18 protein-coding genes are annotated in these 25,391 nt (G+C 38.9%); 3 read left to right on the top strand and 15 right to left on the bottom strand.

Going from position 1 to position 25,391, the window contains the following annotated elements:
- Positions 1 to 322 precede the first annotated feature (322 nt).
- From NSQ14_RS02175 to NSQ14_RS02120, 12 genes are all read right to left on the bottom strand, one after another.
- The gene (locus NSQ14_RS02175; RefSeq protein ID WP_052480345.1) at positions 323 to 820 is read right to left on the bottom strand and encodes a YckD family protein; all 498 of its coding nucleotides are present in this window, start codon (positions 818 to 820) and stop codon (positions 323 to 325) included.
- A gap of 327 nt (positions 821 to 1,147) precedes the next feature.
- Positions 1,148 to 2,524: an argininosuccinate lyase gene (argH, locus tag NSQ14_RS02170; RefSeq protein ID WP_346216816.1), complete on the bottom strand. Its 1,377-nt coding sequence runs from the start codon at positions 2,522 to 2,524 to the stop codon at positions 1,148 to 1,150.
- 295 nt (positions 2,525 to 2,819) lie between these two features.
- Complete coding sequence (locus tag NSQ14_RS02165) at positions 2,820 to 4,031, bottom strand: argininosuccinate synthase (RefSeq protein ID WP_346216815.1); 1,212 nt, start codon at positions 4,029 to 4,031, stop codon at positions 2,820 to 2,822.
- Positions 4,032 to 4,350: 319 nt separating this feature from the next.
- Positions 4,351 to 5,313 carry an ornithine carbamoyltransferase gene (gene argF, locus NSQ14_RS02160; protein ID WP_346216814.1) on the bottom strand — a complete coding sequence of 321 codons (963 nt, stop codon included), beginning with the start codon at positions 5,311 to 5,313 and terminating at the stop codon, positions 4,351 to 4,353.
- Positions 5,314 to 5,327: 14 nt separating this feature from the next.
- Positions 5,328 to 8,525 carry a carbamoyl-phosphate synthase (glutamine-hydrolyzing) large subunit gene (carB, locus tag NSQ14_RS02155; protein ID WP_346216813.1) on the bottom strand — a complete coding sequence of 1,066 codons (3,198 nt, stop codon included), beginning with the start codon at positions 8,523 to 8,525 and terminating at the stop codon, positions 5,328 to 5,330.
- Positions 8,512 to 9,585 carry a carbamoyl phosphate synthase small subunit gene (locus NSQ14_RS02150; protein WP_346216812.1) on the bottom strand — a complete coding sequence of 358 codons (1,074 nt, stop codon included), beginning with the start codon at positions 9,583 to 9,585 and terminating at the stop codon, positions 8,512 to 8,514. Before NSQ14_RS02150 ends, carB begins: the two co-directional genes overlap by 14 nt.
- Positions 9,586 to 9,608: 23 nt before the next feature.
- Entirely contained in the window at positions 9,609 to 10,811 is a 1,203-nt protein-coding gene (locus tag NSQ14_RS02145; protein WP_346216811.1) for an acetylornithine transaminase, read from the bottom strand.
- A 42-nt stretch (positions 10,812 to 10,853) separates the two neighbouring features.
- The gene (gene argB, locus NSQ14_RS02140) at positions 10,854 to 11,642 is read right to left on the bottom strand and encodes an acetylglutamate kinase (RefSeq protein WP_346216810.1); all 789 of its coding nucleotides are present in this window, start codon (positions 11,640 to 11,642) and stop codon (positions 10,854 to 10,856) included.
- A 196-nt stretch (positions 11,643 to 11,838) separates the two neighbouring features.
- Positions 11,839 to 13,074 carry a bifunctional ornithine acetyltransferase/N-acetylglutamate synthase gene (gene argJ, locus NSQ14_RS02135; RefSeq protein WP_346216809.1) on the bottom strand — a complete coding sequence of 412 codons (1,236 nt, stop codon included), beginning with the start codon at positions 13,072 to 13,074 and terminating at the stop codon, positions 11,839 to 11,841.
- Between the two features lie 14 nt (positions 13,075 to 13,088).
- Positions 13,089 to 14,123, bottom strand: coding sequence for an N-acetyl-gamma-glutamyl-phosphate reductase (gene argC / locus NSQ14_RS02130; protein WP_251246093.1), 1,035 nt, complete (start codon positions 14,121 to 14,123; stop codon positions 13,089 to 13,091).
- Between the two features lie 211 nt (positions 14,124 to 14,334).
- Positions 14,335 to 16,671 (bottom strand): RNA polymerase recycling motor HelD, encoded by a 2,337-nt coding sequence (gene helD, locus NSQ14_RS02125; protein WP_346216808.1) that lies wholly within the window; start codon positions 16,669 to 16,671, stop codon positions 14,335 to 14,337.
- Between the two features lie 327 nt (positions 16,672 to 16,998).
- Positions 16,999 to 18,138: a D-alanyl-D-alanine carboxypeptidase family protein gene (locus NSQ14_RS02120; RefSeq protein WP_346216807.1), complete on the bottom strand. Its 1,140-nt coding sequence runs from the start codon at positions 18,136 to 18,138 to the stop codon at positions 16,999 to 17,001.
- Positions 18,139 to 18,343: 205 nt separating this feature from the next.
- Here NSQ14_RS02120 and NSQ14_RS02115 point away from each other — a divergent pair, with 205 nt between their 5' ends.
- Both NSQ14_RS02115 and NSQ14_RS02110 read left to right on the top strand, forming a co-directional pair.
- The gene (locus tag NSQ14_RS02115) at positions 18,344 to 18,958 is read left to right on the top strand and encodes a DUF47 domain-containing protein (protein WP_034767587.1); all 615 of its coding nucleotides are present in this window, start codon (positions 18,344 to 18,346) and stop codon (positions 18,956 to 18,958) included.
- A gap of 241 nt (positions 18,959 to 19,199) precedes the next feature.
- Entirely contained in the window at positions 19,200 to 20,204 is a 1,005-nt protein-coding gene (locus tag NSQ14_RS02110; RefSeq protein WP_041848389.1) for an inorganic phosphate transporter, read from the top strand.
- 337 nt (positions 20,205 to 20,541) lie between these two features.
- On the opposite strand, the gene NSQ14_RS02105 is transcribed toward NSQ14_RS02110, so the two are convergent.
- The 3 genes from NSQ14_RS02105 to NSQ14_RS02095 form a co-directional block, all read right to left on the bottom strand.
- On the bottom strand, positions 20,542 to 21,603 hold the full coding sequence (locus tag NSQ14_RS02105; RefSeq protein WP_034767583.1) for a hypothetical protein: 1,062 nt from the start codon (positions 21,601 to 21,603) through the stop codon (positions 20,542 to 20,544).
- 621 nt (positions 21,604 to 22,224) lie between these two features.
- Positions 22,225 to 23,061, bottom strand: a complete 837-nt coding sequence (locus NSQ14_RS02100) for a nucleotidyltransferase domain-containing protein (protein ID WP_034767580.1) — start codon at positions 23,059 to 23,061, stop codon at positions 22,225 to 22,227.
- Positions 23,062 to 23,277: 216 nt separating this feature from the next.
- Positions 23,278 to 24,198, bottom strand: a complete 921-nt coding sequence (locus tag NSQ14_RS02095) for a DUF1002 domain-containing protein (RefSeq protein ID WP_034767577.1) — start codon at positions 24,196 to 24,198, stop codon at positions 23,278 to 23,280.
- 300 nt (positions 24,199 to 24,498) lie between these two features.
- On the opposite strand from NSQ14_RS02095, the gene NSQ14_RS02090 reads away from it, so the two are divergent.
- The gene (locus tag NSQ14_RS02090; protein WP_043988571.1) at positions 24,499 to 25,128 is read left to right on the top strand and encodes a hypothetical protein; all 630 of its coding nucleotides are present in this window, start codon (positions 24,499 to 24,501) and stop codon (positions 25,126 to 25,128) included.
- Positions 25,129 to 25,391: the final 263 nt, after the last annotated feature.

Raw genomic sequence — 25,391 nt, 5'->3', positions numbered from 1 at the left:
AATTTTGTCCCATACAGCCGTTCTATGAGACAGTTCTGTTCCAACTTTTGATGGTTTTGTCCCATAGACCGCGAGTCGGGCAATCCTATGGGACAGTTTGGCTTATTTTTCAACTAATTTTGTCCCATACAGCCGTTCTATGAGACATTTCTATTCCAATTTTTGATGGTTTTGTCCCATAGACAGCTCGTCCTTCTTTTTCTTGGGGTTATCCCCATTTTCTCAGCTAGATTTCATCCGAGTGAGAGCCTGTCATTATTACTGTCCGGATATTACCAAGGTTTCGAGGGATGTTCTCATCGCATGGTTGAGGCCTGCCATATTACTCTCCGCCCTCTTTCGGTGGTACATTTTTTCTCGTATGCTTATGCGGGCTGGGTAAAAAGTTTTCTTCTTTCATTCTTTTGTAATGCTCGTCAATATGGGACTTTATTTCCTCTGCTTTCTCTTTTGGAAATACACCAAATTCAACATATTTGTCAATAAGTTCTTTCCGTTTTTCCGTCAACTCGCCCACCATTTGATCAAGTTCTTTAATTTGTTCTTCCGTTAACTTGACCTGTTGATTTTTTTGTTCTTCTCCTGCATTTTCAGGTTGTTGCCCCTGTACTTGTTCGTTTGGACCAAGTTCAGCCTCTGAAGGTGCAGTTTTCCATGTTCCGGATTTCCCAGTTTCGTTTTGATTGTTTTCAGAAGCTACTCTTTCCTCCATATTTGATGGTGTCATACTTTGCTTTTGTACAGATTCCACCGGTGCACTCGCCAAAGCTAACGAACCCGCCAATAGCATTGATGGTAAAATTGATAATCCATTGAACATTCACAACATCTCCATTCATTTTGTTTCAAACTAATGCTATGTTGTGTAATGTTCACCAAAATATACCAACTTCTTTAAAAGGCTTGAAAAAAAATAGGCAAATCCTCTCACATTTTGGGATTTGCCTACATTGTATTTTTGCGAATTCCCCCATTTACGGGCAAATTAAAAAATTTTTGAGTATCTTTGTGAAAAAACGAGCATCTTTTAAACATAGCCAATCCGAAAAAATGAGCAATTTTTCCGTTCATGAACGATTTTGATAATATGTGCAGTTTTCCGTTCATAACCGATTTCAAAATAAGTGCGATTCTTTTTCAAGGGAATTTATTTTTCCAGTTTCTCTATCGCTAAGTTCAATTGAGTTTCTACTTGACTAAAACCGGTTCCGCCATAACTGTTCCGAGCGGCCACCACATTTTTCGGTTGCAACACTTCAAATATATCCTCTTCAAAAGCACCACTAAAATTTCGGTATTCACCAAGACTTAAATCAAGCAAATATTTATCATGTTGAATCGCATATAACACAATTCGTCCGATGATTTCATGGGCTTCGCGGAATGGTATACCTTTTCCCGCCAAATAGTCGGCAAGATCGGTTGCATTCGAGTAATCCTGGCTGACAGCTTTACACATATTTTCTTTTTTTACAGTCATTGTTTCAATCATTGGCGCCAATAACTGTAAAGATCCCGCCAATGTCTCTACCGTATCAAACATGCCCTCTTTATCTTCCTGCAAATCTTTATTATAAGCGAGCGGCAAACCTTTTAACGTAGTCAATAAACCAATCAAATTTCCATACACACGTCCGGTCTTGCCACGTAACAATTCAGGAACATCAGGATTTTTCTTCTGTGGCATAATGCTCGAACCGGTACAGAAAGAGTCATCCAACTCAACAAATTGAAATTCTTGGCTCGACCATAAAACTAATTCTTCCGACAAACGGGAAATATGCATCATTAGAATCGATGCGATTGATAAAAATTCTAAAATAAAGTCGCGATCACTAACCGCATCCAAGCTGTTCGGATAGACGGTTTCAAACCCTAACTGTTTTGCTGAAAATTGGCGGTCAATCGGGAATGTCGTCCCGGCCAAGGCTCCCGCTCCTAATGGTGACCAGTTAATCCGCTTCAAGCTATCTTGCAATCTTTCTTTATCTCGTTCAAACATCCAAAAATAAGCCAATAAGTGGTGAGCAAAACTGATCGGCTGAGCCCGTTGCAGATGGGTATACCCCGGTAAAATTGTCTCCACATGTTGTTTTGCTTGGCTGATGATAGCTTCTTGCACAAAACGAATCAGCTCGATTATTTCCTTCGTTTGATTCCGCAAGTATAAGTGCATATCGGTTGCTACTTGGTCATTACGGCTCCGACCGGTATGGAGTTTCCCGCCGACCGGTCCAATTTCTTCAATTAACATCCGTTCAATATTCATATGGATATCTTCATCTTCTACAGAAAAAGAAACTTCATGATTAAGGACTTTCTCACGGATGGATGTAAGACCTTTCTTGATTTGCTCCACATCTTTAGCCGGTATAATTCCGCATGATCCGAGCATTTCAACATGGGCTAAACTGCCTTCAATATCTTCTAATGCAAGTTTTTGGTCAAACTCGATTGATGCTGTAAAGTTTTCTACAAGTTGATTGGTTTCTTTTGTAAAGCGTCCGCCCCACAATTTACTCATTTTATTGACCTCCAAATGACTGAATCGTATCGTTAAAATTACAAGCCCTCATGATTCTCACAAGATAATGGTTTATGTTTAATTTTTAGCTGGCCATTCACGGTTTAAAATCTCAAACTTCAATCTTTGTCGCAAGAAGATGATTTAGGCTTTTTTTATTGCCATTCAAGCCTAAAATCACAAACTCCAATCTTTGTCGCAAGAAAATGATTTAGGCTTTTTTTACTAGCCATTCACGGTTTAAAATCACAAGCCCTCATGGTTGACACGAGGGCCCTAAATAGATTTCATTCAATTATTTCAATACTTTTTCCTTCGTATGAATCTCGGAATATACTTTTGTTGGCATTCCCCATAATTTAATGAATCCGACTGCTGCATTATGATCAAACAAGTCGCCAGCCGAATACGTTGCCAGTTCCTCATTATACAGGCTAACTGGGGATTTACGGGCAACAACAACATGATTGCCTTTGAATAACTTCACCTTAACCGTACCGGTAACTGATTTTTGGGTTTGTTCAATAAACGCATCGATTGCCGGACGTAATGGTGAATACCAGAGACCTTCATAAATAATTTTTGCATATTGGGATTCGATTTGTGTTTTAAACTGGGTTACTTCACGTGGCAATGTTAAAAATTCCATCTCTTTATGCGCATTGATTAAAACAAGAGCTGCCGGGTTTTCATACACTTCACGGGATTTGATACCAACGAGACGATTCTCAATATGGTCAATTCTCCCTACCCCATGTTTGCCGGCAATTTCATTCAACTCCTGAATTAAAGCAGCCAGTTTCATCGGCACACCATTTAAAGCAACCGGAACGCCTTTTTCAAAACGAATTTCAACATATTCCGGCTCATCCGGCGTGTTTTCAACCGGATTCGTCCAAGCAAAAGCTTCTTCCGGTGCTTCATTCCACGGATTTTCCAGGACACCTGCTTCACATGCACGGCCCCAAATATTCGCATCAATGGAAAATGGATTATCCAAATCAACCGGAATCGGGATCCCGTGTTTCTCGGCATAAGCAATTTCTTGATCACGGTTCATGCCCCATTCACGTACCGGCGCAACTACCGACAATTTCGGATTCAATGCTTGGATGGAAACTTCGAAACGGACTTGGTCGTTCCCTTTCCCGGTACATCCGTGGGCAACCGCCACCGCACCTTCCGTTTCTGCAACTTCCACAAGCAGCTTGGAAATGAGCGGGCGGCTTAAAGCGGAAGACAACGGATATTTCCCCTCATATAATGCATTTGCCTTTAAGCTTGGCAAAATATATTCATTGGCGAGCAGATCTTTCGCATCAATTGTAATGGCTTTGATTGCTCCCACTTTTAATGCTTTCTCTTTTATAAAATCCAGGTCTTTCCCTTCACCCACGTCAATGGCAAGGGCAATGACATCATAACCGTATTTTTCTTGTAACCATTTAATCGAAACCGATGTATCTAAACCGCCTGAATAGGCAAGCACAATCTTTTCTTTTGCCATTTATTTCTCTCCCCTTGAATAAAGATGAATGAAATTGTATTATTATTCATTTTAACGCAAAACGATTCAAAATGCTACAAAAAGTTTTTCAAAAATGATTTTTACACATAAAGACGTTTTTCTGCCTCGTCAAACCGAAAAAGCTCTAAAATTTTGTTTTGAATATGAAGGTGGTTTTCTCTCTCGTCAGACCTTTAGCTTTGAACATGAAGCTGGTTTTTTACCTCGTCAAATACGTAAAACGCTCCAAAAATGGATTTTAAACATGAAGACAATTTTCTGCCTCATCTCCATGTAAACATCAAACACGTAACCCCACCTACATATAGTTTTTCAAAATGGATTTTTGGACGTGGAGGCGGTTTTCTGCCTCGTCAAACACGACTGAATGGATGCCGTCAATAATTTCCGGACTTACTTCTTCACCGCGGTGAGCCGGTAAACAATGTAAAAAGATATAATCTTCTTTCGCATATTTGCATAATGATTCATTAACTTGATAAGCTGAAAATTTCTTTAGCTTCTCTTCTGTCTCCGCTTCCTGACCCATGCTGACAAATACATCGGTGACAACAACATCTGCATCCTTCACCATTTCATATGGGTCTTCACCGATAATAATGACGGATCCGGTTTCTTGGGCCGTTTCCTTGGCATGATTAACGATGGTCTCATCCGGTGCAAACTCGGCCGGACAAGCCACTGTGATATCCATCCCAACTTTTGCCGCTCCTTCCAACAACGAATGACACATATTATTATTCCCGTCACCGACATAACATAATTTCAAGCCTTGTAGCTTTCCTTTATGCTCATAGATGGTCAGCAAATCAGCCATCACTTGTGCAGGATGGTGTGCATCGGTTAAGCCGTTAATGACCGGAATCGTTGCATGTTTTGCCAGCTCCTCCACCTTCTCATGCTCAAAGGTTCGTATCATAATACCATCAATATAGCGGGATAAAACTTTGGCCGTATCATGGATCGTTTCCCCTCTGCCTAATTGAATATCCCTTGAACTTAAAAACAAAGCTTGCCCGCCCAGCTGATACATGCCGACTTCAAACGAAACCCTTGTACGAGTCGACGATTTCTCGAAAATCATCCCAAGTACTTTTCCTTGTAAAAAAGGATGAGGCTTTCCGGACTTTTGCAATTGTTTCAAATAAACCGCATCTTTTAGTAAAAATCGTATTTCCTCACTCGTTAATTCCCCGAGTGTTAAAAAATCCTTTTTCGCCGGTTTCTTTTCACCCGGCTTCTCAATCAAGTAATTTGACATTTCTTCTCTCCTCTTTAATAAGCAATTTCATATAAATAATCATTAATTGCCTTTACACGAATATCTCCGTGTAAGTGAGACAACTCCATGATTGACTGAAATGTATCCAATGACGTGTATAAAGGAACTTGGTAACGCATCGCCAGTTCCCGCAAAAATTTACCGACCGTTTCATGGTTTCCTGCCTTCGTTGGCAAAATGATTGCGGCAGTAAATGAAACTTTCTTGAATACATCTTCCAACCCGGAAAATTCCTTCTTCACCTGTTTCGCTGCAATGCCAAATTCATTTAAAAATTTCGCCGTTCCTTCTGTGGCATAAATTTGCATATTGTCGTCCCAAACTTGTCGTAAAATATTCATCAGCTCTTCTTTATTACGATCAGCTACCGAGCAAAAAATGGTCACTGGTCCTTCCTTTTTATCCGATGTTCTTCCAATCGCTTTTCTCAATGCCTCTTCGTGTGTTTGCCCAATTCCAAGAACTTCGCCGGTTGATTTCATTTCCGGACCCATAATCGGATCGACATTTTTTAATTTCGTAAAAGAAAAGACGGGTGCTTTAACGGTATGGAACGGTACTTCAGTTGCCAAACCAGTTTTGCCAAGTTTTTCACCGAGTTGAACCCGTACACCCATTTCAACGATAGGAATGCCGGTGACTTTACTTAAAATTGGGACCGTCCGGGAAGCCCGCGGATTTACTTCCAAACAGTAAATTTGATTTTCATAAATCACAAATTGAATATTGGCTACTCCAACGATACCGGCTTCTGTACAAATTCTGTTTGTATAATCAACCAAAATCTCTTTTTGTGCCGCTGAAAGGTGGATTGACGGGTATATGCTAATACTGTCTCCAGAATGGACCCCGGCCCGTTCAATATGTTCAAAAATCCCGGCAATATACACATGCTCTCCATCACTAATACAATCAAGTTCACACTCAAGACCCGGTAAATATTTATCCACCAAAAGCGGCCAAGAACGTTTTTCGGCATACTGCAAAAGCTTGATATAATGGTCTAATTCTTCCACTTGGTAAATAATTTCCATTGATTGCCCGCCAATCACATAAGATGGGCGAACGAGGACAGGGTAACCAAGTTTTTCCGCTGCTGCTTTTAACTCATCAACGGAATAGGTGATTTCACCGTTTATATGCGGAATATCTACTCGGTCCAGCAACTTGTAAAATTGCTTCCGGTCTTCCAATAAATCAATGGTTTCAATCGATGTTCCAAAAATATGAACACCTTCCTGTTCCAATTCTTGGGCCAAATTAATAGCCGTTTGCCCGCCAAATTGAACAAAAACGCCTTCCACCTGTTCTTTTTCGATAATGTGTAAAAGATCTTCCGTCGTAATTGGCTCAAAATATAATTTGTCGGAAATCGAATAATCAGTGCTTACCGTTTCCGGATTATTATTAACGACAATTGTTTCATAGCCGAGCGTTTTCAGTGCCATAACCGCATGGACACATGTATAATCAAATTCGATTCCCTGACCGATTCGGATTGGTCCGGAGCCGATAATCAGTGCTTTTTTCTTGTTTGAAACTTCTACCTCATCCGTTCCGTGCCAAGTTGAATAGTAGTAAGGGGTTACGGCATCGAATTCAGCCGCACATGTATCAACCAATTTATAAGAAGGGATAAGTTCCCATGCTTTTCTTTTTTCCCGAATCTTCTGTTCCGAACAATTCAGCAACATGGCTAGATATTTATCACTGAAATTCAATTTCTTCGCTTCTAGTAAAATAGATTTTGGCAAAGTTTCCAGTGTATATGAATGTAATTTTTTCTCATAATCGACTAAGTATTTAATTTTATATAAAAACCATGGATCAATAGCTGTTAATTGGTGGATTTCTTCAATCCCCGTTCCCTTACGAAATGCCTCGGCAATTACGAATAATCGTAAGTCATTCGCATTACCCATCGCTTCAGATAATTCTTCAACTGTCATAGCGGACACTGCCGGATGAAACAACCCGGATACTTTATACTCCAACGAGCGTAACGCCTTATTTAATGCCCCCTCAAAACTGCGGTCGATCGCCATAACTTCTCCGGTTGCCTGCATTTGTGTACCAAGTGTCCGATTGGCTTCCTTAAATTTATCAAAAGGGAAGCGTGGCAGTTTAAGTACGACATAGTCGAGCGCAGGTTCAAAGGATGCAAATGTATTCCCGGTTACCGGATTAAGGATTTCATCAAGGTAATAGCCTAAAGCACATTTCGCCGCAATTCTCGCAATCGGATACCCGGTTGCTTTTGACGCTAAAGCACTGGAACGGCTTAACCGCGGATTGACTTCAATAATATAATATTGATTCGAGTTCGGATCCATGGCAAATTGAATATTACAGCCACCGATCACACCTAAAGCACGGATAACTTTCACCGAAGCATTCCGCAAAATTTGATATTGTTCATCGGATAATGTTTGACTCGGGGCAACCACAATGGAATCACCGGTATGAACACCGACCGGATCAATGTTTTCCATATTACAAATAATCACACATGTATCATTGGCATCGCGAACGACTTCATATTCAATCTCTTTCCATCCTTTAATGCTGCGTTCAACTAATACTTGGTGAATCGGGCTTAAAGCTAATCCTTTTTTCAATAAGGTGTATAATTCCGCTTCATTATTGGCAAAACCGCCGCCTTCTCCACCTAAAGTATAAGCAGGACGGATAATGACGGGAAAACCGATTTTCTGAACAAACTCAAGGCCATCTTCAATCGTATGAACAATTTTTGACTCCGGAATCGGCTCGCCAATTTCAATCATTAATTCACGAAATTTTTCCCGGTCCTCCCCTTTTTGAATCGATTCGACCGGGGTACCTAACAGACGAACCCCATACTTCTCTAAAATTTTCGATTCTGCCAGTTCCACGCTTAAGTTGAGCCCTGTTTGCCCACCCAACGTTCCAATAACACCATCCGGTTGCTCTTTTTTTATTATTTCTTCCAAAACGTCCAAAGTCATCGGTTCAATGTAAATGCGATCGGCTATTTTTTGATCGGTCATAATCGTTGCCGGATTATTATTTAACAGGACAACTTCAACACCTTCTTCTTTTAAGGCAAGGCAGCCTTGCGTACCGGCATAATCAAATTCCGCCGCCTGACCGATGACAATCGGACCGGATCCGATGATTAGCACTTTCTTTATCTCTTTATTTAACGGCATATTTCATTTCCCCTATTTTATGAATGGATTCGATGAAGTTGTGAAAAATGTATTCCGTATCTTGTGGTCCCGGATGTGCTTCCGGATGAAACTGTACGGTTTGAATCGGTAATGTTTTATGCGTAAAACCTTCAATCGTCCGATCATTGACATGTTGAAAAGTTACTGTAAATTCATTTTCATTCATAGTTCCATCGATAACAACGTAACCGTGATTTTGTGATGTGATAAATACTTTCCCGGTACGTAAATCTTTGACCGGATGATTGGCCCCGCGATGACCAAAAGGCAATTTTTCGGTTTTGGCTCCATAAGCAAGAGCAATCAATTGATGACCTAAACAAATCCCCAAAGTTGGATAACATTGCGTTAACATATGAATTTTATCCAAATGATCGGCTAAGTCGATTGGGTTGCCCGGACCATTACTTAACACAATTCCATCCGGATTCAGTGAACGAATTTTTTCAAACGGATAGTCGAATGGAACGACCGTTACTTTACAACCTATTTGCTGAAGATAGGCTAATATTGATTTTTTATAACCGAAGTCGACTAAAACGACATGCGGGCCTTCGTTATCGTAAAACAGCAATTCTTTCGTTGTCACTTGCTTGACTAGTTGTTTCTCATCCGAACTTACAGGTTTCACATCAGATCGATCGGAAATAATTGCTTTCACCGTTCCTTTTTTCCGAATCGTTTTCACAAGTGCCCGTGTATCAACATCGGTTAAACATGGAATGCCGTATTTTTCCAAGAGTGTGGTTGCTGACTCTGCCAATTGATAATGGCTTGGTGAACCGCAAATTTCACCGGTGACAATTCCGCGCACATGTGGTTTGTCACTTTCTGTAAATAAATGATTCATACCGTAGTTACCGATTAACGGATACGAAAATACAATGATTTGACCGGCGTAAGATGGATCGGTGATGATTTCTTGATAACCGGTCATACTTGTATTAAAGACAATTTCACCGGTTTGACTTTTTCTATTTCCGATCAATGTTCCGGGAAAAATTTCACCGGTTTCTAATATGACATAGCCTGTTGTCACATGTTTTCCCCCATTTCTTCCCTTCATTTGGCACCAGAAATTTTACTGGATTCATGGTCATATGCGGCAAGTACCGTTTTTAATCGCGCTATAAACAGGTCGATCTCTGCTTCTGTCGCAATTAAAGGTGGCAAAATTCGGATGACTCGCGGACCTGCTGTTAAAATAAGAGTCTTCTCTTTAATCGCGAGTTTGACTACCTTGTCTGCTTCCCCGTCTATTTCCAGACCAAGTAAAAACCCTACACCGCGAACAGTTTTTATCCAAGGAAATTCACTTTGTAATTTGATCAATTTATTTTTTAAAAGTTCCATTTGGTTTTGTGCAGAAATGAGTAGATCCGTTTCAAGGAACTGTTTTACCGTTGCAATACCGGCAGTTGTTGCCAGCGGATTGCCGCCGAATGTACTGCCGTGGGTTCCCGGTTTAAAGTATTCAGCCACTTCTTTTTTCGCCAACATGGCACCGATTGGAAAGCCTGAACCTAATCCTTTCGCCAAGGTCATCACGTTCGGCTCAATACCATAATGTTCATAGGCAAACAACTCCCCGGTTCGCCCCATCCCGGTTTGGACTTCATCGGCTATTAATAAAATATTTTCCGAATGGCATATCTTCGCAAGTTCACGAAGCCAATCCTTATCTGCCGGGATAACCCCGCCTTCCCCTTGAACGAACTCTAACAGTACCGCTGCCGGTTTGAGCTTTCTAAGTTGCTCCAGCGATGCCAAATTGTTATAAGGCAAATAAGTAAACCCTGGGACCAGTGGTGCAAAACCGTGTTGAATTTTTTCCTGACCGGTTGCTGTTAATGTGGCCAAGGTCCGGCCATGAAATGATTGGGTGAATGTAACAATATCTGCTGATTTTTTATGTTGATTTGCATACATTCGTGCCAGTTTAATCGCTGCTTCATTTGCTTCAGCCCCACTGTTGCAGAAAAAAACTTGATCAAAGCAGCTGTTTTCGACGAGTAAAGATGCCAATATTTCCTGTGAAGGGATATGATACAAGTTAGAACAATGCCAAAGATTATCCAATTGTTCGTTAAGTGCTTGTTTAACCGGTTCCGGTACATGGCCTAAATTGCATGTCGCAATTCCGGAAGTAAAATCTAAATATTTATTCCCTTCATCATCCCAAACATAGCAGCCTTTCCCTTTGACAATTTTGATCGGAAAACGACTATATGTGTTCATTAAGTAAGATTCTTTTACTGCCTGCATTTTTTCACCCTCTAGCGTATGGCAAGCGAGTTGCCTGCTCCGTTATTTTGCATAAGTTAGTTCTAAATTTATTGACGTACCAATTTTTTCCTTGTCTATAAATCTTTTTAAAGCATTCTCTTCCGTCCCGTCTAAAATGACAACTTCCCGGATTCCTTCTTGTAAACAATCCAAGGCCGCCTTCACTTTTGGAATCATGCCACCGGTAATCGTGCCATCGTCAAGCAATTGTTGAACCTCGAGATGGGAAAGATTTGAAAGAACTTTTCCGTTTTTTAAAATACCGGGTACGTTTGTCACAAGACATAACGGTGCTTGTAACGCTTTGGCGATAGCAGCCGCGGCCAGGTCTGCATTCACGTTCCAGCGTCCGCCATGTTTATCGGTGGCAACAGGTGAGATAACCGGAATTAATTTTTCATTCAACAACCTTTCAATGATCTTTGTATTTACCGAATGGACTCTGCCGACAAATCCCAGCTGATTTTCTTGATGAATCGGTCCGGCTTCGAGCAACATTCCATCGACACCGCTTAATCCGATTGAACGGCCGCCACACGTCATTAAATTCCGGACAATGGTTTTATTCATCGTCCCGGATAAAACCATTTCTACAACATCCAATACCTGGTTCGTCGTGACCCGCATACCGTCGATAAATCGGGTTTCAATCTTTAATTGATCCAACATCTTGGATATTTCCGGACCGCCGCCATGGACAATGACCGGCTTAACATGGTTTTCTTCCATCATCATGACAATATTTTCATAAAAACTCGGATGAAGTCCATCCATAATACTTCCGCCACATTTTATGACAACATAACCCATTGCTTTACCCTCACCCCACAAGTTCGAAAAGAAAGAATTGTTTACGCGCATTGTTGTTAACTTGACTTTTCCGCCAACCTAAGTGCGACGAGCAAGAATTACTTTAGCGCATTGCTGGTAACTTGACTCTGGCCACCGACTAGGTTTGACAGGATGCAATTGCTGAAATACCTTTTGAATTGGCTTTTCCGGTCAACTAAGTTCGATAGGAGGCATTAATTTTTACATAGTCGTAGGTTAAATCGCATCCCCACGCAATGGCACTGCTTTCTCCTTCATGCAATTCTACCAATATTTGAATCTCGTTATTTTCTTCCATATAGGTTTTTACCTCAGACTCTTCAAACAAGACAGGTAGTCCGTTGGCAAACAGTTGATATGGACCGATATAAACACTAATATTTTCTGTGTCAAAATCGACGCCGCTATAACCAAGCGCACAGACAATTCTTCCCCAGTTCGGATCTGTTCCAAAAACCGCCGATTTTACGAGATTTGAACCAATTACAGATTTGGCCAGCTTTTTGGCGTCCTCTTCACTGGCCGCTCCGATTACCTTTGCTTCAATTAATTTTGTTGCCCCTTCTCCATCTTTTGCAATTTCTTTGGCAAGTAATTGACATACCGTTTCTAACCCTTGAATAAAGTGGAGCCAATCCGGACTGTCCGGTGTGAGCATGGTATTTTTCGCCAATCCGTTAGCCAGTAATAGGACCATATCATTCGTACTTGTATCGCCATCAACCGTAATCATATTAAATGTTTCATCAACCACTGTTTTCAACGCAGACTGTAATGCTTCTTGCTCGACATTGGCATCGGTTGTAATAAAGGCGAGCATCGTGGCCATGTTCGGGTGAATCATCCCGGAACCTTTGGCTGCACCGCCAATCGTAATCATTTTTCCATCGATTTCAAGTTGAACACACGCACGCTTTTGCGTTGTGTCCGTGGTTAAAATTGCCTTTTCAAAATTTGCGACAGATTCTTCAACCTTTCCGATCATATTGATCCCATCAAGTACTTTATTTATCGGAAGCTGCTCACCGATTACTCCGGTAGAACTGACCGCAACATGTTCTTCTTTCATATTCATTTTTTTTGCAAAATAGTGGCGCATTAACAGTGCATGACGGTATCCTTCTTCCCCGGTACATGCATTGGCATTTCCCGAGTTCACAATTACGCCCTGAATTTGCTTGTCTACTTCAATACTTTCCCGAGTAACAAGGATCGGGGCAGCTTGGATGAGATTGGTTGTATAAACCGCCGCTGCATTTGCCGGGACAATTGAATATAACCAGCCCAGGTCATGCTTTTTCCGCTTTAGTCCACAATGTAAACCGCCGGCGAAAAACCCTTTTGGTGTACAAATATGACCGCCATCTAAAATCTTTATTTCTTGTAAAATTTCTTTTTGATTAATGCCCATTGTGTGACCTCCAATTATGGATATAGTGGGGAATTATTGAGCCCGATATGTTCTTCCCACCCATTAATAATATTCATGTTTTGCATCGCCTGACCTGCCGCACCTTTTACGAGATTATCAATTACCGATATTATAATCAGTTTATTCGTTCGCCTGTTTACCATCACACCGATATCGCAAAAATTACTTCCCATTACTTCTTTTGTCGTCGGCCATTCGCCAATTGGACGAATCCGAATAAACATTTCATCTTTATACATATCTTTGTATATTTGATGGACTTCTTCAGTCGTTACTTGTTCAACTAAGTCGGCATACATCGTACACATGATTCCCCGATTGATGGGGATTAAATGTGTAATGAATGTAATCGGTACTTGTTCTCCGGATATATCACTGATTACTTGTTCAATTTCCGGGATATGTTGATGTTCTCCTAATTTATAGGCTCTTATGTTTTCATTGATCTCCGTAAACAAATTCGTCAAATTGGCATTCCTACCTGCACCGGAAACGCCTGTTTTCGCATCAACATGAATGGTATTGGCATGAATAATTTGTTTCTTTAATGCCGGAAGTAACCCCAGTAGTGTTGCCGTTGGAAAACATCCCGGGTTGGCGATCAGTTTGGCTTGTTTAATCTTATCCCGATAAACTTCTGATAACCCATAGGTCGCTTTTTGCAAATATTCTGCCGGTGCCGATGTCTTTTTATACCAGGTTTCATAATCGCCGGCGTTTTTTAACCGAAAGTCACCTGAAAGATCGATACAAGTAACTCCTTTATCCAAAAGCGGCGGAATGATATCTTTTGAAACCCCGGACGGTGTCGCAAAAAAAACAAAATCTAAGTTGCTGAGCTCATCCAGATTCCATTTTTCCAATATCATCTCATTGACACCGTACAAATGCGGATATAATTCCAAAATATTTTTACCATGGGTGGAATGTGAAACAATTTTTTCAATCGTTACATAGGGATGTTGTTGTAAAAGCCGGATTAACTCGACTCCGCTGTATCCATTCGCCCCAACAATACCAACTTTCATTCCAACCAGCTCCTAATAAATTTTGTATGAATTATTATAACAACCAATGCATAAAAATACAATCTAATTTAAAAAAAAAAAATATCAATATTAATAATTTATTAGTTTTATGGGGATATGATACAAAAGCCGGCCTACTTTTATGAAGGAAAAGTAAGACGGATTCCGCTGTTTAATTAGCAGAATCCGCCATTTCCGGAGAACTTATTTTTTAACCTCGTACATACTTATCCTCACTCACCTGATTTAAAAAGGGACTCGATTCTCCAATTGAAAAAAGAAACAGTTCATGCATGGCCCGGGTACAAGCCATGTAAAACAATTTTCGTTCTTCTTCATCTGAATAAATATTCGACGAGGCGTTATAAATAATTACCGCATCGAATTCGATTCCTTTGGCTAAATAACTAGGTATAATAAGTAAACCTTTTTCATACGAGCGAGTTTCCTTTTTAATAAGATGGAAATCCATTGCTTGACTTAATTCATCAAATGCCTGCTTTGCTTCCCGGGCGGTTTTGCAGATCACGGCTATCGTCTCATAGCCCCGACTTTGAAGGTCGCCCAACGTTTTTATAATCGCTTGATGCAATAATTGTTTATTTTCGACAATTGTTAACCGAGGCAAATTCCCGTTTCGATTGAACGGAATAATTTCTTGTTCATCATTCAATATTTCCTTTGTAAATTCAACAATTTGTTTTGTTGAACGGTAGCTCTTCGCCAAAATAATTTTTTCCAATTCCTCATCGGGAAAGAGTTCATTGGAAAGGGTAAATCCGTTTTGACCACCAATGGCAAACGTAAAAATCGATTGGTTGATATCCCCTAAAATCGTCATTCTACTGTTTGGAAAAATTTCTCGAAAAAAGGCAAATTCAAAAGGCGAATAGTCCTGGGCTTCATCAATGAACAAATGACGGATTTTTTTGTAAATAAGTTTTCCTTCCAATCGGTCTTTTAAATACAGATATGGTGTTGCGTCTTCATAGCACAATATTCGTCGCTTTATTTGTTTTGCCGTCATTTCCCCGATTTTTTCCCATTCATTCGGTAACTGAACGGAATGCTGAGCTTTCCTTGCCCAGGTAAATAAATCGATGTAAAGGCCCCTGACATCGACAAAGGCCAACTCATTAATTTTTTTCCGTAACGGTGCCAGCTTTCGTTTTATAATCCAATCAGCCAGCATGTTTTCCTCACGTTCAAAATCATTGAATGTATTTTCGCTAAAACGTTGCTCTTTTTGCAATTTCCTGTATACTTTCAAAAAATCTTCCCGGTCAAGCAATTCACTTTCTTGGAGTACCCATTCTTTCCCCTTCTCTTCCTTTTCCTTTTCATCCATCTTTATAAGCAACCAATCTTTTAACAGCTGAATCCGATTTGGAATTGAAATTTGTTTACCCAATGAATAAAAGTACTCTTTAATTTCTTGTTTGGAAATAAACACTTCGCCGCGAAAAGAAATATTTTTAAACATCATGCCATCGCTTTGCAAGTTGTGTACATAAGCATCGATCAGCTGTTTAAATGATAAACTAGCCTTAAAGCGGATGGCCTTTTTTCTTACCCAATAATTTTCATCCCGTTTCCCGCTCAATATATATTCAAGTTGTTCATATAGGTTCTCAATTTCATAATCTTTAAGGCGATGTTGTAAATACTGATAAAATGTGCTTTGATCCATGTTATCTTCTCCGAGTTCGGGTAAAACCGTAGCGACATAGCTGCTGAATAGCTGATTGGGTGAAAACAGCAAGATATTATCGGCACGCAAAATTTCCCGATACTTGTAAAGAAGATAGGCTACTCTTTGAAGGGCGGCGGATGTCTTCCCGCTCCCGGCCGCTCCCAGGACAACTAAATATTTTTTTCGATCGTTCCGAATAATTTCATTTTGCTCCTTTTGAATCGTTGCAACAATCGATTTCATTTGTGTGTCTGCTTGATCGCTCAACACTGCCTGTAAAACCTCATCACCGATTGTTATGCCGGTGTCAAACATCCCTTTAATTTCCCCTTGACGGATTATATACTGACGCTTTAATTCAATATTTCCCGTAATGTCTCCGTCCATTGTTTTGTAATTCGCAGGTCCAGGGGCAAAATCATAGTACATACTGGAAATCGGGGCTCGCCAATCATAGATTAGAAACTCTTCATCATTCTCATCCATCAGGGAAAAAAGGCCGATATATATTTTTTCACTTTTGTCCTCGCCATCTTCTAAAAAATCAATCCGTCCGAAATAAGGAGATGCCTTCAATCGTTCAAGATTTTTATGCTGTTTAAAAAATTGCCTATGGCTTCGTTCCCGCTCCGATAGAAGTTCTGCCTGTTGCCGTAAACTTGTATGGGTTTCTATTACATCATCCGGTTCATCGAGGTTCACTGTTACATCTTCCCAAAATGTTTTTCGGAGCGAGACAATGTCTTGTTTCAGGCCCCCGGTTTTTTCTTCAAGTGTACGCAATTTCTTTTCGATGACTTCAAGAACATGATTGACCCTTGCCTGTTCCTTTGCTTTCTCATGATTTTCCTGCATTGTTTAACACCCCTGGTTTTAAATTCATTACAAATTCTTCCCGAAAACTTATAAATATTATATACTTTGCCATTCATTTATACATCCCATACATCTTCTCTCTTTTTCATATCTATAAGAAAAGGACCAAAATCAACATTCATTTCCATTCATGTGATTTCAGTCCTTTCATACACAAATTCATCCAATGAAACAGTTTTGATTTAAACTTTTGTTGAAGAAGTCGGGCGTATCCCGGGTTGTCCCTCTCTCACTCGTCACTTAAATCTTGCGTTGAGAGACTTTTATTTACCGCTTATGCTTTCGATACAGGTCATGCTCCTCGGGTTAAAAGTGGAATAAATAAGCGATACCTGTAGTAGGGATGAGAACAGCCGATAAGTAATGAAGGAAATGGTCCATTACGGGTGCAAATATTCCTTGATCATCTTTTTTTGCCGGTTCCGGTGCATTTAATGGATGTAATGGAACTGAAACGATCAATTGATTCGTATCATTGCCTTCTATGTGCAAAACACCGTGCGAATCGACCGTTTGCTTATAATCTTGTCCATTTTTAGTCGTAAAATAAAGATCTTCCTCCACCATATATTTCATCTCGTCTTCAGTAAATATCGTCCCTTTTGGAATCATTTCCGATGTAAAATTTTTGAATCCATAATCCAGCAATTGAATTGTGTCCGAATAAGGTGCATCTTTGAAATTTGTTTTCATGGTAACGGCAATCAGTTCAAGATTATCCTTTTCGGCCGTTGTTACAAGAGTAAATCCGGCCTCATTGATAAAACCATTTTTCCCGCCGGTGATTGTTGCTGTTTCATAAGGAAATTCACCTTTTAACAATCGATGATGTGTTAACAATGTGGTATCCCAAGATTGTCCATCCCAATGATACTCTTTCATTCCAAAAATCTTTCGGAATGTATCATTTGCTAGTGCATATTTGGTAATTTTTGCCATATCTGCTGCGGTTGTATAGTGATTTTCATTGTATAGACCATTGGGGTTTTCAAAATGGGTATTGGTAACTCCAATTTTATTCGTCAAATATTTATTAATATTTTTCGAAAACTGAGCTACAGAACCGTCAATATGTTCAGCGATGGCAACTGCTGCGTCATTACCTGAGTTCATAATCATGCCCGTTAATAGTTTTTCCATTGAGACTACTTCGCCTGCTTCCAAGTAAACCCTAGTCCCTTCTACCATTGTTGCCTGCTCACTAACGGTTACTTGCTCATCAAGATTACTATGTTCGATCGCATAAATCGCTGTGGCAATTTTCGTAATGCTGGCGGGATTCATTCTTTCCGTTTCGTTTTTTCCATATAATATTTGTCCGGATTTTGCATCCATTAGTACAGTGGATTCACTCATTAGTTGCAACTCTTCTTGGGCAAATACATGGCGACCGGGCATAAGCAGTAATATAGCAGCACAGAACAAAAGAATACTGTAAACTTTCATTCAAACACCTTTTCTACATTAAAATCTTAACTAGACTTATTCTACTATATTATTTATGGTTATTATTTTTCATTTGTATAACAAAAATTTTACTTTCATAAGATAAAAAAACATTTTCAGCTTCGAAGGTTCTGGAAAAATGTGAAACAATAAGCTATACTAAAATCGTGCTTTTATATCAACCTTGGGATTTGGAGGCATTTAGATGGCAAAAAAGAAAGACAAGTTCGCGTTATTATTAACAGATATATCAAGTAATATTAAGGAAGCGGCCACTTTTTTTTATGATTTTAAAATCAATAATGTACGGGATCTGAAAATTTTTTATGATACAGTGAAAGAACACGAAGCGAAGGGAGATTCACTTGTACATAGAACTACAAAAGAATTAAACAGTGCGTTTATCACACCGATTGAGCGAGAGGACATCATGATGTTAACGATAACCTTAGATGATGTCATCGATGGGTTGGAGGAATGTGCTGCTTTATTCGAAATGTATTCCATTATTCATCCGACTGATCATATGAAATCATTTGTCACAGCGATAAAAAATATGACAATCGAAATGGATCATTGTACGGAATTACTTGCCAATAAAAAATATGGTGACATTCATGAGCATGCTGTGAAAATTAAAGAATATGAATCAAATTGTGATCATTTATTACGAATTGCGATAAAAGAACTTTTTGCAACAGAAGAAAACCCGATTAAAATCATGCAATATAAAGAAGTTTATGAAACATTAGAAAATATTGCTGACTATTGTCAATCTGTCGCAAATACATTAGAAACCGTTGTTATGAAAAATGCGTAAATGGAAAAGAGACGATTTGAAAAGGAAATAACATACTTGAATAAGGCTATTTTCTTAATCTTTGTTACGATTGGATACAGATGCAGATAGACAAAACTTGTCATCGTTCCCTGAGGTTAGAAGCCAGAATAGAAGCAATTGGCAAACCACCAATTGCTTTATTAAAGACCACTTTTCATGCAAAAAGTAGCAATCTTAGAGAAGAGCCTTAGATAAAACTGAAAGAGAAGGAATTACATATATGGAAGGAAATTTTCTGATTATTACACTAATTGTCATTTTTGCACTGGCCTTTGACTTTATCAATGGTTTTCATGATACGGCAAATTCCATTGCGACAAGTGTCTCAACGAAGGCTTTGAAACCGAGACATGCAATTGTTTTGGCTGCCACTATGAATTTTCTTGGTGCGATGACATTTACTGGAGTTGCAAAGACAATCACAAAAGATATTGTTGACCCCTTTTCATTACCGAATGGAACCCTTGTCATTTTAGCAGCGTTAATTGCCGCAATTACATGGAATTTAATTACTTGGTATTTTGGCATCCCGAGCAGTTCCTCCCATGCATTGATTGGTTCTGTTGCCGGAGCCGCCATCGCCAGTGCCGACTTTGGCGTTCTTAACTATCACGGATTTATCAACATTATTGAAGCACTTATTTTTTCACCGATTATCGCTTTTGCTGTCGGTTATCTTGTCTACAGTCTTTTTAAAGTTATTTTTAAAAACTATAACTTGGCAAAAACGAACCGGAATTTTCGCTATTTCCAGATTTTGACGGCCGCTATTCAGTCTTATACGCATGGGACAAACGACGCTCAAAAAACAATGGGTATTATTACAATGGCGTTAATGACCGGCAATTACATTAGTGGAGGAGATGTTCCTTTTTGGGTACAAGCTGCTTGTGCCACGGCAATGGGGTTAGGTACTTCTGTCGGTGGTTGGAGAATTATTAAAACGGTTGGTTCAAAGATTATGAAAATCCGCCCCGTTAACGGTGTTGCTGCAGATTTGACCGGGGCTACGGTAATTTTCGGTGCAACCTTTTTACATTTACCGGTCAGTACAACCCATGTTATTTCATCAGCCATTTTAGGTGTCGGTTCAGCCCATCGTATCCGCGGTGTCAAATGGGACACAGCCCAAAGAATGATCATAACATGGTTTATCACTTTACCAATTTCCGCCATATTAGCATTTATGTGTTATCGGGTTTTACATTTTGTTCTGGGATTTTAATTGATTCTGTTCTTCATGATACATATGTATGAAAATAAAGATGGTTTCTATTGCCACAAACGTAAGCGGGTTGTCGATAAATCGTTTAGCATGAAAAAATAGTTTTTACTGCACTAAACATTTGCGGATTTCCGATAAAAAGATCAACATGAAGAAAATGGTTTTTACTGCACTAAACGTTTGCGGGTTGTGAAATATGATAACAGGAAAAAATGGAGGCACGGTTTCGGCCGCCATTTTTTCGATTTTTTTATGCTCCCTCTATACATTTTTACAGCATGAAGGATTTGCCCCTTGAATAGAATTACGCCAATTCATTTATCGCAACAGTACGCAATTATTGACCTGCCGTCACTTGCTTCAAACTCGTGACCCATTTCATTTTGGTTGCGTCATCCATCGGCTCGCCTATACGTGTATAGCGAACAAGAAACATATCATCGCCTGCATAAAACAGCCTTGCCACTTCATGTTGATTCTGTTCAATCTGATCGTCATGAATATAAAATTCATAAAATCCTTCTTCTGCCGTCACATCATAACTTTGAAAGTCAATTTGTCCGGTTACTTCTTCACGAATGGCAGCATCCATATTACTGATAAAACTTTCTGGTGTCGAGTACAATTTTCCATCCTCATAATAATGAATGGTGTAAAGTTCCGACCAATTTTCAACTGTTTCATTTTCCAAAACAAACTCGGCAATAGCCATTCCATTATTGGTATCCTCATCATAATAGTCAAGTTTCCAGTTTCGCTCATCAATCGTAAAATTCAACTTTTCTATTTCTGAAAAATAAACATTGTCGCCCGTACCCGGGTTAAAAGCGGGAACATCCGGTCCGGTTACTCCACTTGTATCTTCCACCGGATTACCGTTTTCGTCTAAATACTGAACGGATGATTGGGCCGATTCGTAAATTTTCCATTTTCCTTTATACGGTTTCAAAATATGATACCCTTTTACTTCATTGTTTTTATACTCCGGACCTTTTACTTTCATCGTTCTTTGTGTAAAAGTGACTTTTGCTTCATCAACTGACTTTTCTACGACTTCGACATCGGAAATTTCAATATCGAATGTATATTGGGAAGCAATTTGCTCAATTAGTTGCTTTGTCGATTCATAACTGGGTGATTCATCGTGGATGGTACTCATATATCCTTCTATATCTCCCGCCTGCATCGTTTCTAAGTTTTTATCTAACACCGCAATTAATTCTTCATCGGTCGGTATTCCCTTGTCTTTTTTCGCTTTCTTATCTTCTACTTGTTTTGTTTCCTTTTTCTCATCGTCAACTTGGCTTTTTTTCTCACTTTCCGATGAACATGCCCCTATACATAATAGGAAAAATCCTAATAAAATAATACGGAAAAATAATTTTCTTCTGCCTTTCATTTTCGCTCTCCCCCTGTTGCCTACTCTCTGTTGTCGTGGAATTGCAGCGACAAACCAAAACAATGTTCATTGTATGAAAGTCATTTTAATTCGTGTCTTGTTTACCAATTTCTCTGTATGTCGCTTTACAAAATAGCGCAATGATACAATTATATGAGGGAAAATTTTTATTATTCCAATTCGCCGGCTGTAGTGAGAAAAACGCAAATTACTGCTTTCGTAGTTTGGTCAAAGATGCATACTTTCTAGAGTTTCGCATCTTAGAAAGCCGGTAACTCATCTCGTCGCCATTTGGACAAGAACTCGTAGAAACCTTTTTTGGAATCCGAAGCGAAAGTTCTTTTTCTATAAAGAAAACTCGGCGATTGCCCAGCCTTTAGGCGATGGCAAAGCCGTAGTTCACCGAAAAAATATAAAATTTTTTCGGCTGCGATGTATTCCCGTGAAGCTTTCCTTGTGCACTTATACTTAATTCTTAAAATTTCCAACTACGTCGAATTCGCTTCTTTGCTGGAAATTTATACTTTCTTAACGTATAAAAAATAAAGGAAACCCAATTTCAAAAAGGGTTTCCTTCTTTGATTAATTACTTGATAAAACGCAAAGTTCATGGACAGACAATTATTTACTTAATAACTTTTCGGTTTCTGAAATAAGTTCTTGCAGGATTTGAATACCTTCCTTTGTACTGTCCATATTTACGGAAATTAATGTTATTATTTGGTCTATCTTTTTCTTATAATCATTTGGTTTTTTTCTAAAGCCTTCAATCATTCGAACAGCCTTTTTCTCATTGATGCAGTATTCTTCATTCAATGCAAATAATACTTGGTTTAAACATGAGATCGTGCGAAAGACGTGACCTGCCACATACGAAATGTCATCCTTATCCACATTATCCTTTGCAAACATTAACGAGAAAGATGCTTCAAACATAAAATAGCCAATAATTGCATCTTTTAGTGATTTTGGATAAGGCATGGTTTTAGCCTTTAGTTCGGCAATTTGATTTGTTGGATCAATTAATATTTTACAAATAGAGATTTCTCCCATGTACATAACATTTATATAAGCATGGGGATGTCCGGTATGATAATGTGCCGAAACAACTCCTTTCAAACAATCATCAATCACACGGGACACTCGTTTTATATCACGAAATATGAAATCAACATGATACCCTTGAACAACAAGCCACCCACCGCCATTTATCCAAGGACCCCATTCACCTAAAGTAGTGATAATATTTTCCCTATGGTCATCATCTATTTTTGTGGCGATTTTTCTAATTTCGTTGATATCAAAACCTGCCGACTCATCATAATAAATTCCAATATCAATATCAGAAGTAGCGTGATTTGTTCCTCTTGCTCTTGAACCGCCTAAAACCACACCAACAATGCCAGCTATTCCATCTAGTTCTTTACATATTTGATTAATCACCTTTTGTACAGTCATAAAATTTCCATCTCCAAATCATATTCATGTTTTATTCTTTTTACTTATCCATTTCTTCTCCTCCGCTTCTGTAAAAATCTGACATTGTTAGGGTTCAGGTTGAATTAATTTTGATAACCGTAAACTTACATCATTTTTTTAATATCTGTTGACGCTTTGATTATTATAAATATCTACATTTATCTTTCAAAATGATGGCCAAACCTCTGTCAATTGTTAGCTGAACAGCGACTTAAAGAAATCGGCAATTGATTGGAATATTTGTTTTATAAAATCAGCGACACTTTGCAAAAATCCTTTATCTACTCCGGCATCTTCCAATTTCTTTTGAATATCACCTGCCAAGTTTTCCAACTGGCTTTTTACTTCATCAAAGTTGATATCCAATGAACGAATTTTATCAAATAAGTCGATCAACATTTGTTTGTATTCCGGGGATAATTCAATATTTAAATTTTTCAATTGTTCCTGAACGATTTGCTCAACTTCTTCTTTTGTTGCCGGGTTTTGTTCCGCAATGGCCTGTTTAATTTCCGTTAATAATTGACTGACTTTGTCTTGATCAACACCGGCATCTTCTGCCAATTTGGTCGCAACATCCAATTCTTCATTTGCAACTTTTAAGCGATCCGTATCCAGTTTTTCACCAGTTACCTCATAAGCTTTAAAAATACCTGTTAAAGCCGAATGTCCGGTTACTTTTACCGGGGATGCCACCTCAATTTGGGCATCTTCCACACCTGCCGTAAGCAGTGCATTCGCATACATATCATTCGTAACTTCCGTGATATTTTCCGGCGTCACTTGGATAACCCGGATCCCTTCTCCCTTATCAAGCCGTTTAATTTTGGCGGATGAATACATGTTGGAATTCGGATCCCCTTTAATGTATTTAGCCGCATCTGCACCGGTAACGATAATTTCTTTTACCTCTGCTTCCTCATCCACCTTCAATAATTTTCTCGTCTGTTCTTTTTGTGCTTCCGATAATCTTTCACCTAGAACGACGATGGCCGGACCATTTTTTTCATCGATTACCTTTTCCTTCTCACCCTCGCTTGCCAAAACAACTTGGCTAACGCTTAATCCGAAAAATATAATGAATATAGATAGGACTTTTAGCATTTTTTTAAACATTTATATCTACTCCTTTATAAACAACTTTTACAAATCTATCACTCTTTACTATACTATTTATATCATAAGTGTAACCAGAACAAAATATACTGCCATTATAATTTTCGTTATATTCATGATAAAATACCTTTAAAGCACTTATGGAATATGTGATTTGTACAGGATTTAAAGTCAGATAGTTAGTTTATGAAACTTTTAATCATTAAAATACGTAAAACATTCATAAAATATGATAACAGAATAGGATTTTTCTGATAAATTTTATCTGTCAATAGACAAACGCGTTAGGGAGAAGAGATTATGAAGGAAAATAAGAAAACAATCTATGTTCTTTTAACTGATACAGGAACATTCTTGGCAAGAGCCATTAAATGGTTTACCGGCGCTCCATATAGTCATGTTTCTATTGTTTTTGATGAAAAACTTGATGAAATATATAGTTTTGGGCGAAAACGGCCGAGAAATCCACTCATTGCCGGGTTTATAAAAGAAGATGTCTATTTCGGAACCTATCGATACTTTCGCAATACCAACTGTTTACTACTGAAACTGGATGTTACTGAAAATGAATATCATAAAATTCGTGATAAAATTCGGGCTTTCGAAAATAATAAAGACTTATTTTCTTATAATCTTATCGGTTTGCTTGGCGTACTGTTCAGTTATCCGATAGCCTTGAATAACGCCTATTTCTGTTCACAGTTTGTTGCGGAAGTTTTTAAGGAAAGCGGTGTTGATTTGTGGGGACCGCTTCATTCGGCATTAGTAACACCTAATGATTTTTTACTGCATCCTAGATTCGAATATGTTTATGAAGGAAAACTGTATGATTACCCTTTACTTGATGAAGAGATTCTTTCAAATACAATCGTTGGACATACTTTATACGATATAAAACCAATTGCTTTTCTAAAAAAAATACTGCTGTAATGGTGACCATTTTAGTTTTAATCGGGTTGAAAAGGAGTAGCCAAAAGTCATGATAATGATTGGGAAAGTTTGGTGCTCTTTTTTGAAAAATTGTCCATTAGAACGGATTTATTGGACAGTTCATCCTGATCGACTCCCCATTTTGTCCATGAGAACCGTTCTATTGGACAGTTTTTACTGATTGAGCCTCCATTTTGTCCATGATAGCCGTTCTATTGGACAGTTTTTACTGATTGAGCCTCCATTTTGTCCATGAGAACCCT

Source organism: Caldifermentibacillus hisashii, from assembly GCF_039654145.1.
Lineage (GTDB): Bacteria > Bacillota > Bacilli > Bacillales > Caldibacillaceae > Caldifermentibacillus > Caldifermentibacillus hisashii.
This window is presented reverse-complemented; position numbering and strand designations above follow the sequence as displayed.

What these genes read in the sequence shown, in the direction of transcription:
- argC (WP_251246093.1), bottom strand. Translation starts at nt 14,123, where the DNA reads ATGAAAGTTGGTATTGTTGGGGCGAATGGATACAGCGGAGTCGAGTTA.
- NSQ14_RS02100 (WP_034767580.1), bottom strand. Translation starts at nt 23,061, where the DNA reads ATGACTGTACAAAAGGTGATTAATCAAATATGTAAAGAACTAGATGGA.
- NSQ14_RS02105 (WP_034767583.1), bottom strand. Translation starts at nt 21,603, where the DNA reads ATGAAAGGCAGAAGAAAATTATTTTTCCGTATTATTTTATTAGGATTT.
- NSQ14_RS02115 (WP_034767587.1), top strand. Translation starts at nt 18,344, where the DNA reads ATGGCAAAAAAGAAAGACAAGTTCGCGTTATTATTAACAGATATATCA.
- NSQ14_RS02095 (WP_034767577.1), bottom strand. Translation starts at nt 24,198, where the DNA reads ATGTTTAAAAAAATGCTAAAAGTCCTATCTATATTCATTATATTTTTC.
- argB (WP_346216810.1), bottom strand. Translation starts at nt 11,642, where the DNA reads ATGGGTTATGTTGTCATAAAATGTGGCGGAAGTATTATGGATGGACTT.
- argJ (WP_346216809.1), bottom strand. Translation starts at nt 13,074, where the DNA reads ATGGGCATTAATCAAAAAGAAATTTTACAAGAAATAAAGATTTTAGAT.
- NSQ14_RS02110 (WP_041848389.1), top strand. Translation starts at nt 19,200, where the DNA reads ATGGAAGGAAATTTTCTGATTATTACACTAATTGTCATTTTTGCACTG.
- helD (WP_346216808.1), bottom strand. Translation starts at nt 16,671, where the DNA reads ATGCAGGAAAATCATGAGAAAGCAAAGGAACAGGCAAGGGTCAATCAT.
- NSQ14_RS02145 (WP_346216811.1), bottom strand. Translation starts at nt 10,811, where the DNA reads ATGCAGGCAGTAAAAGAATCTTACTTAATGAACACATATAGTCGTTTT.
- NSQ14_RS02175 (WP_052480345.1), bottom strand. Translation starts at nt 820, where the DNA reads ATGTTCAATGGATTATCAATTTTACCATCAATGCTATTGGCGGGTTCG.
- NSQ14_RS02165 (WP_346216815.1), bottom strand. Translation starts at nt 4,031, where the DNA reads ATGGCAAAAGAAAAGATTGTGCTTGCCTATTCAGGCGGTTTAGATACA.
- NSQ14_RS02120 (WP_346216807.1), bottom strand. Translation starts at nt 18,138, where the DNA reads ATGAAAGTTTACAGTATTCTTTTGTTCTGTGCTGCTATATTACTGCTT.
- carB (WP_346216813.1), bottom strand. Translation starts at nt 8,525, where the DNA reads ATGCCGTTAAATAAAGAGATAAAGAAAGTGCTAATCATCGGATCCGGT.
- argH (WP_346216816.1), bottom strand. Translation starts at nt 2,524, where the DNA reads ATGAGTAAATTGTGGGGCGGACGCTTTACAAAAGAAACCAATCAACTT.
- NSQ14_RS02090 (WP_043988571.1), top strand. Translation starts at nt 24,499, where the DNA reads ATGAAGGAAAATAAGAAAACAATCTATGTTCTTTTAACTGATACAGGA.
- argF (WP_346216814.1), bottom strand. Translation starts at nt 5,313, where the DNA reads ATGTCAAATTACTTGATTGAGAAGCCGGGTGAAAAGAAACCGGCGAAA.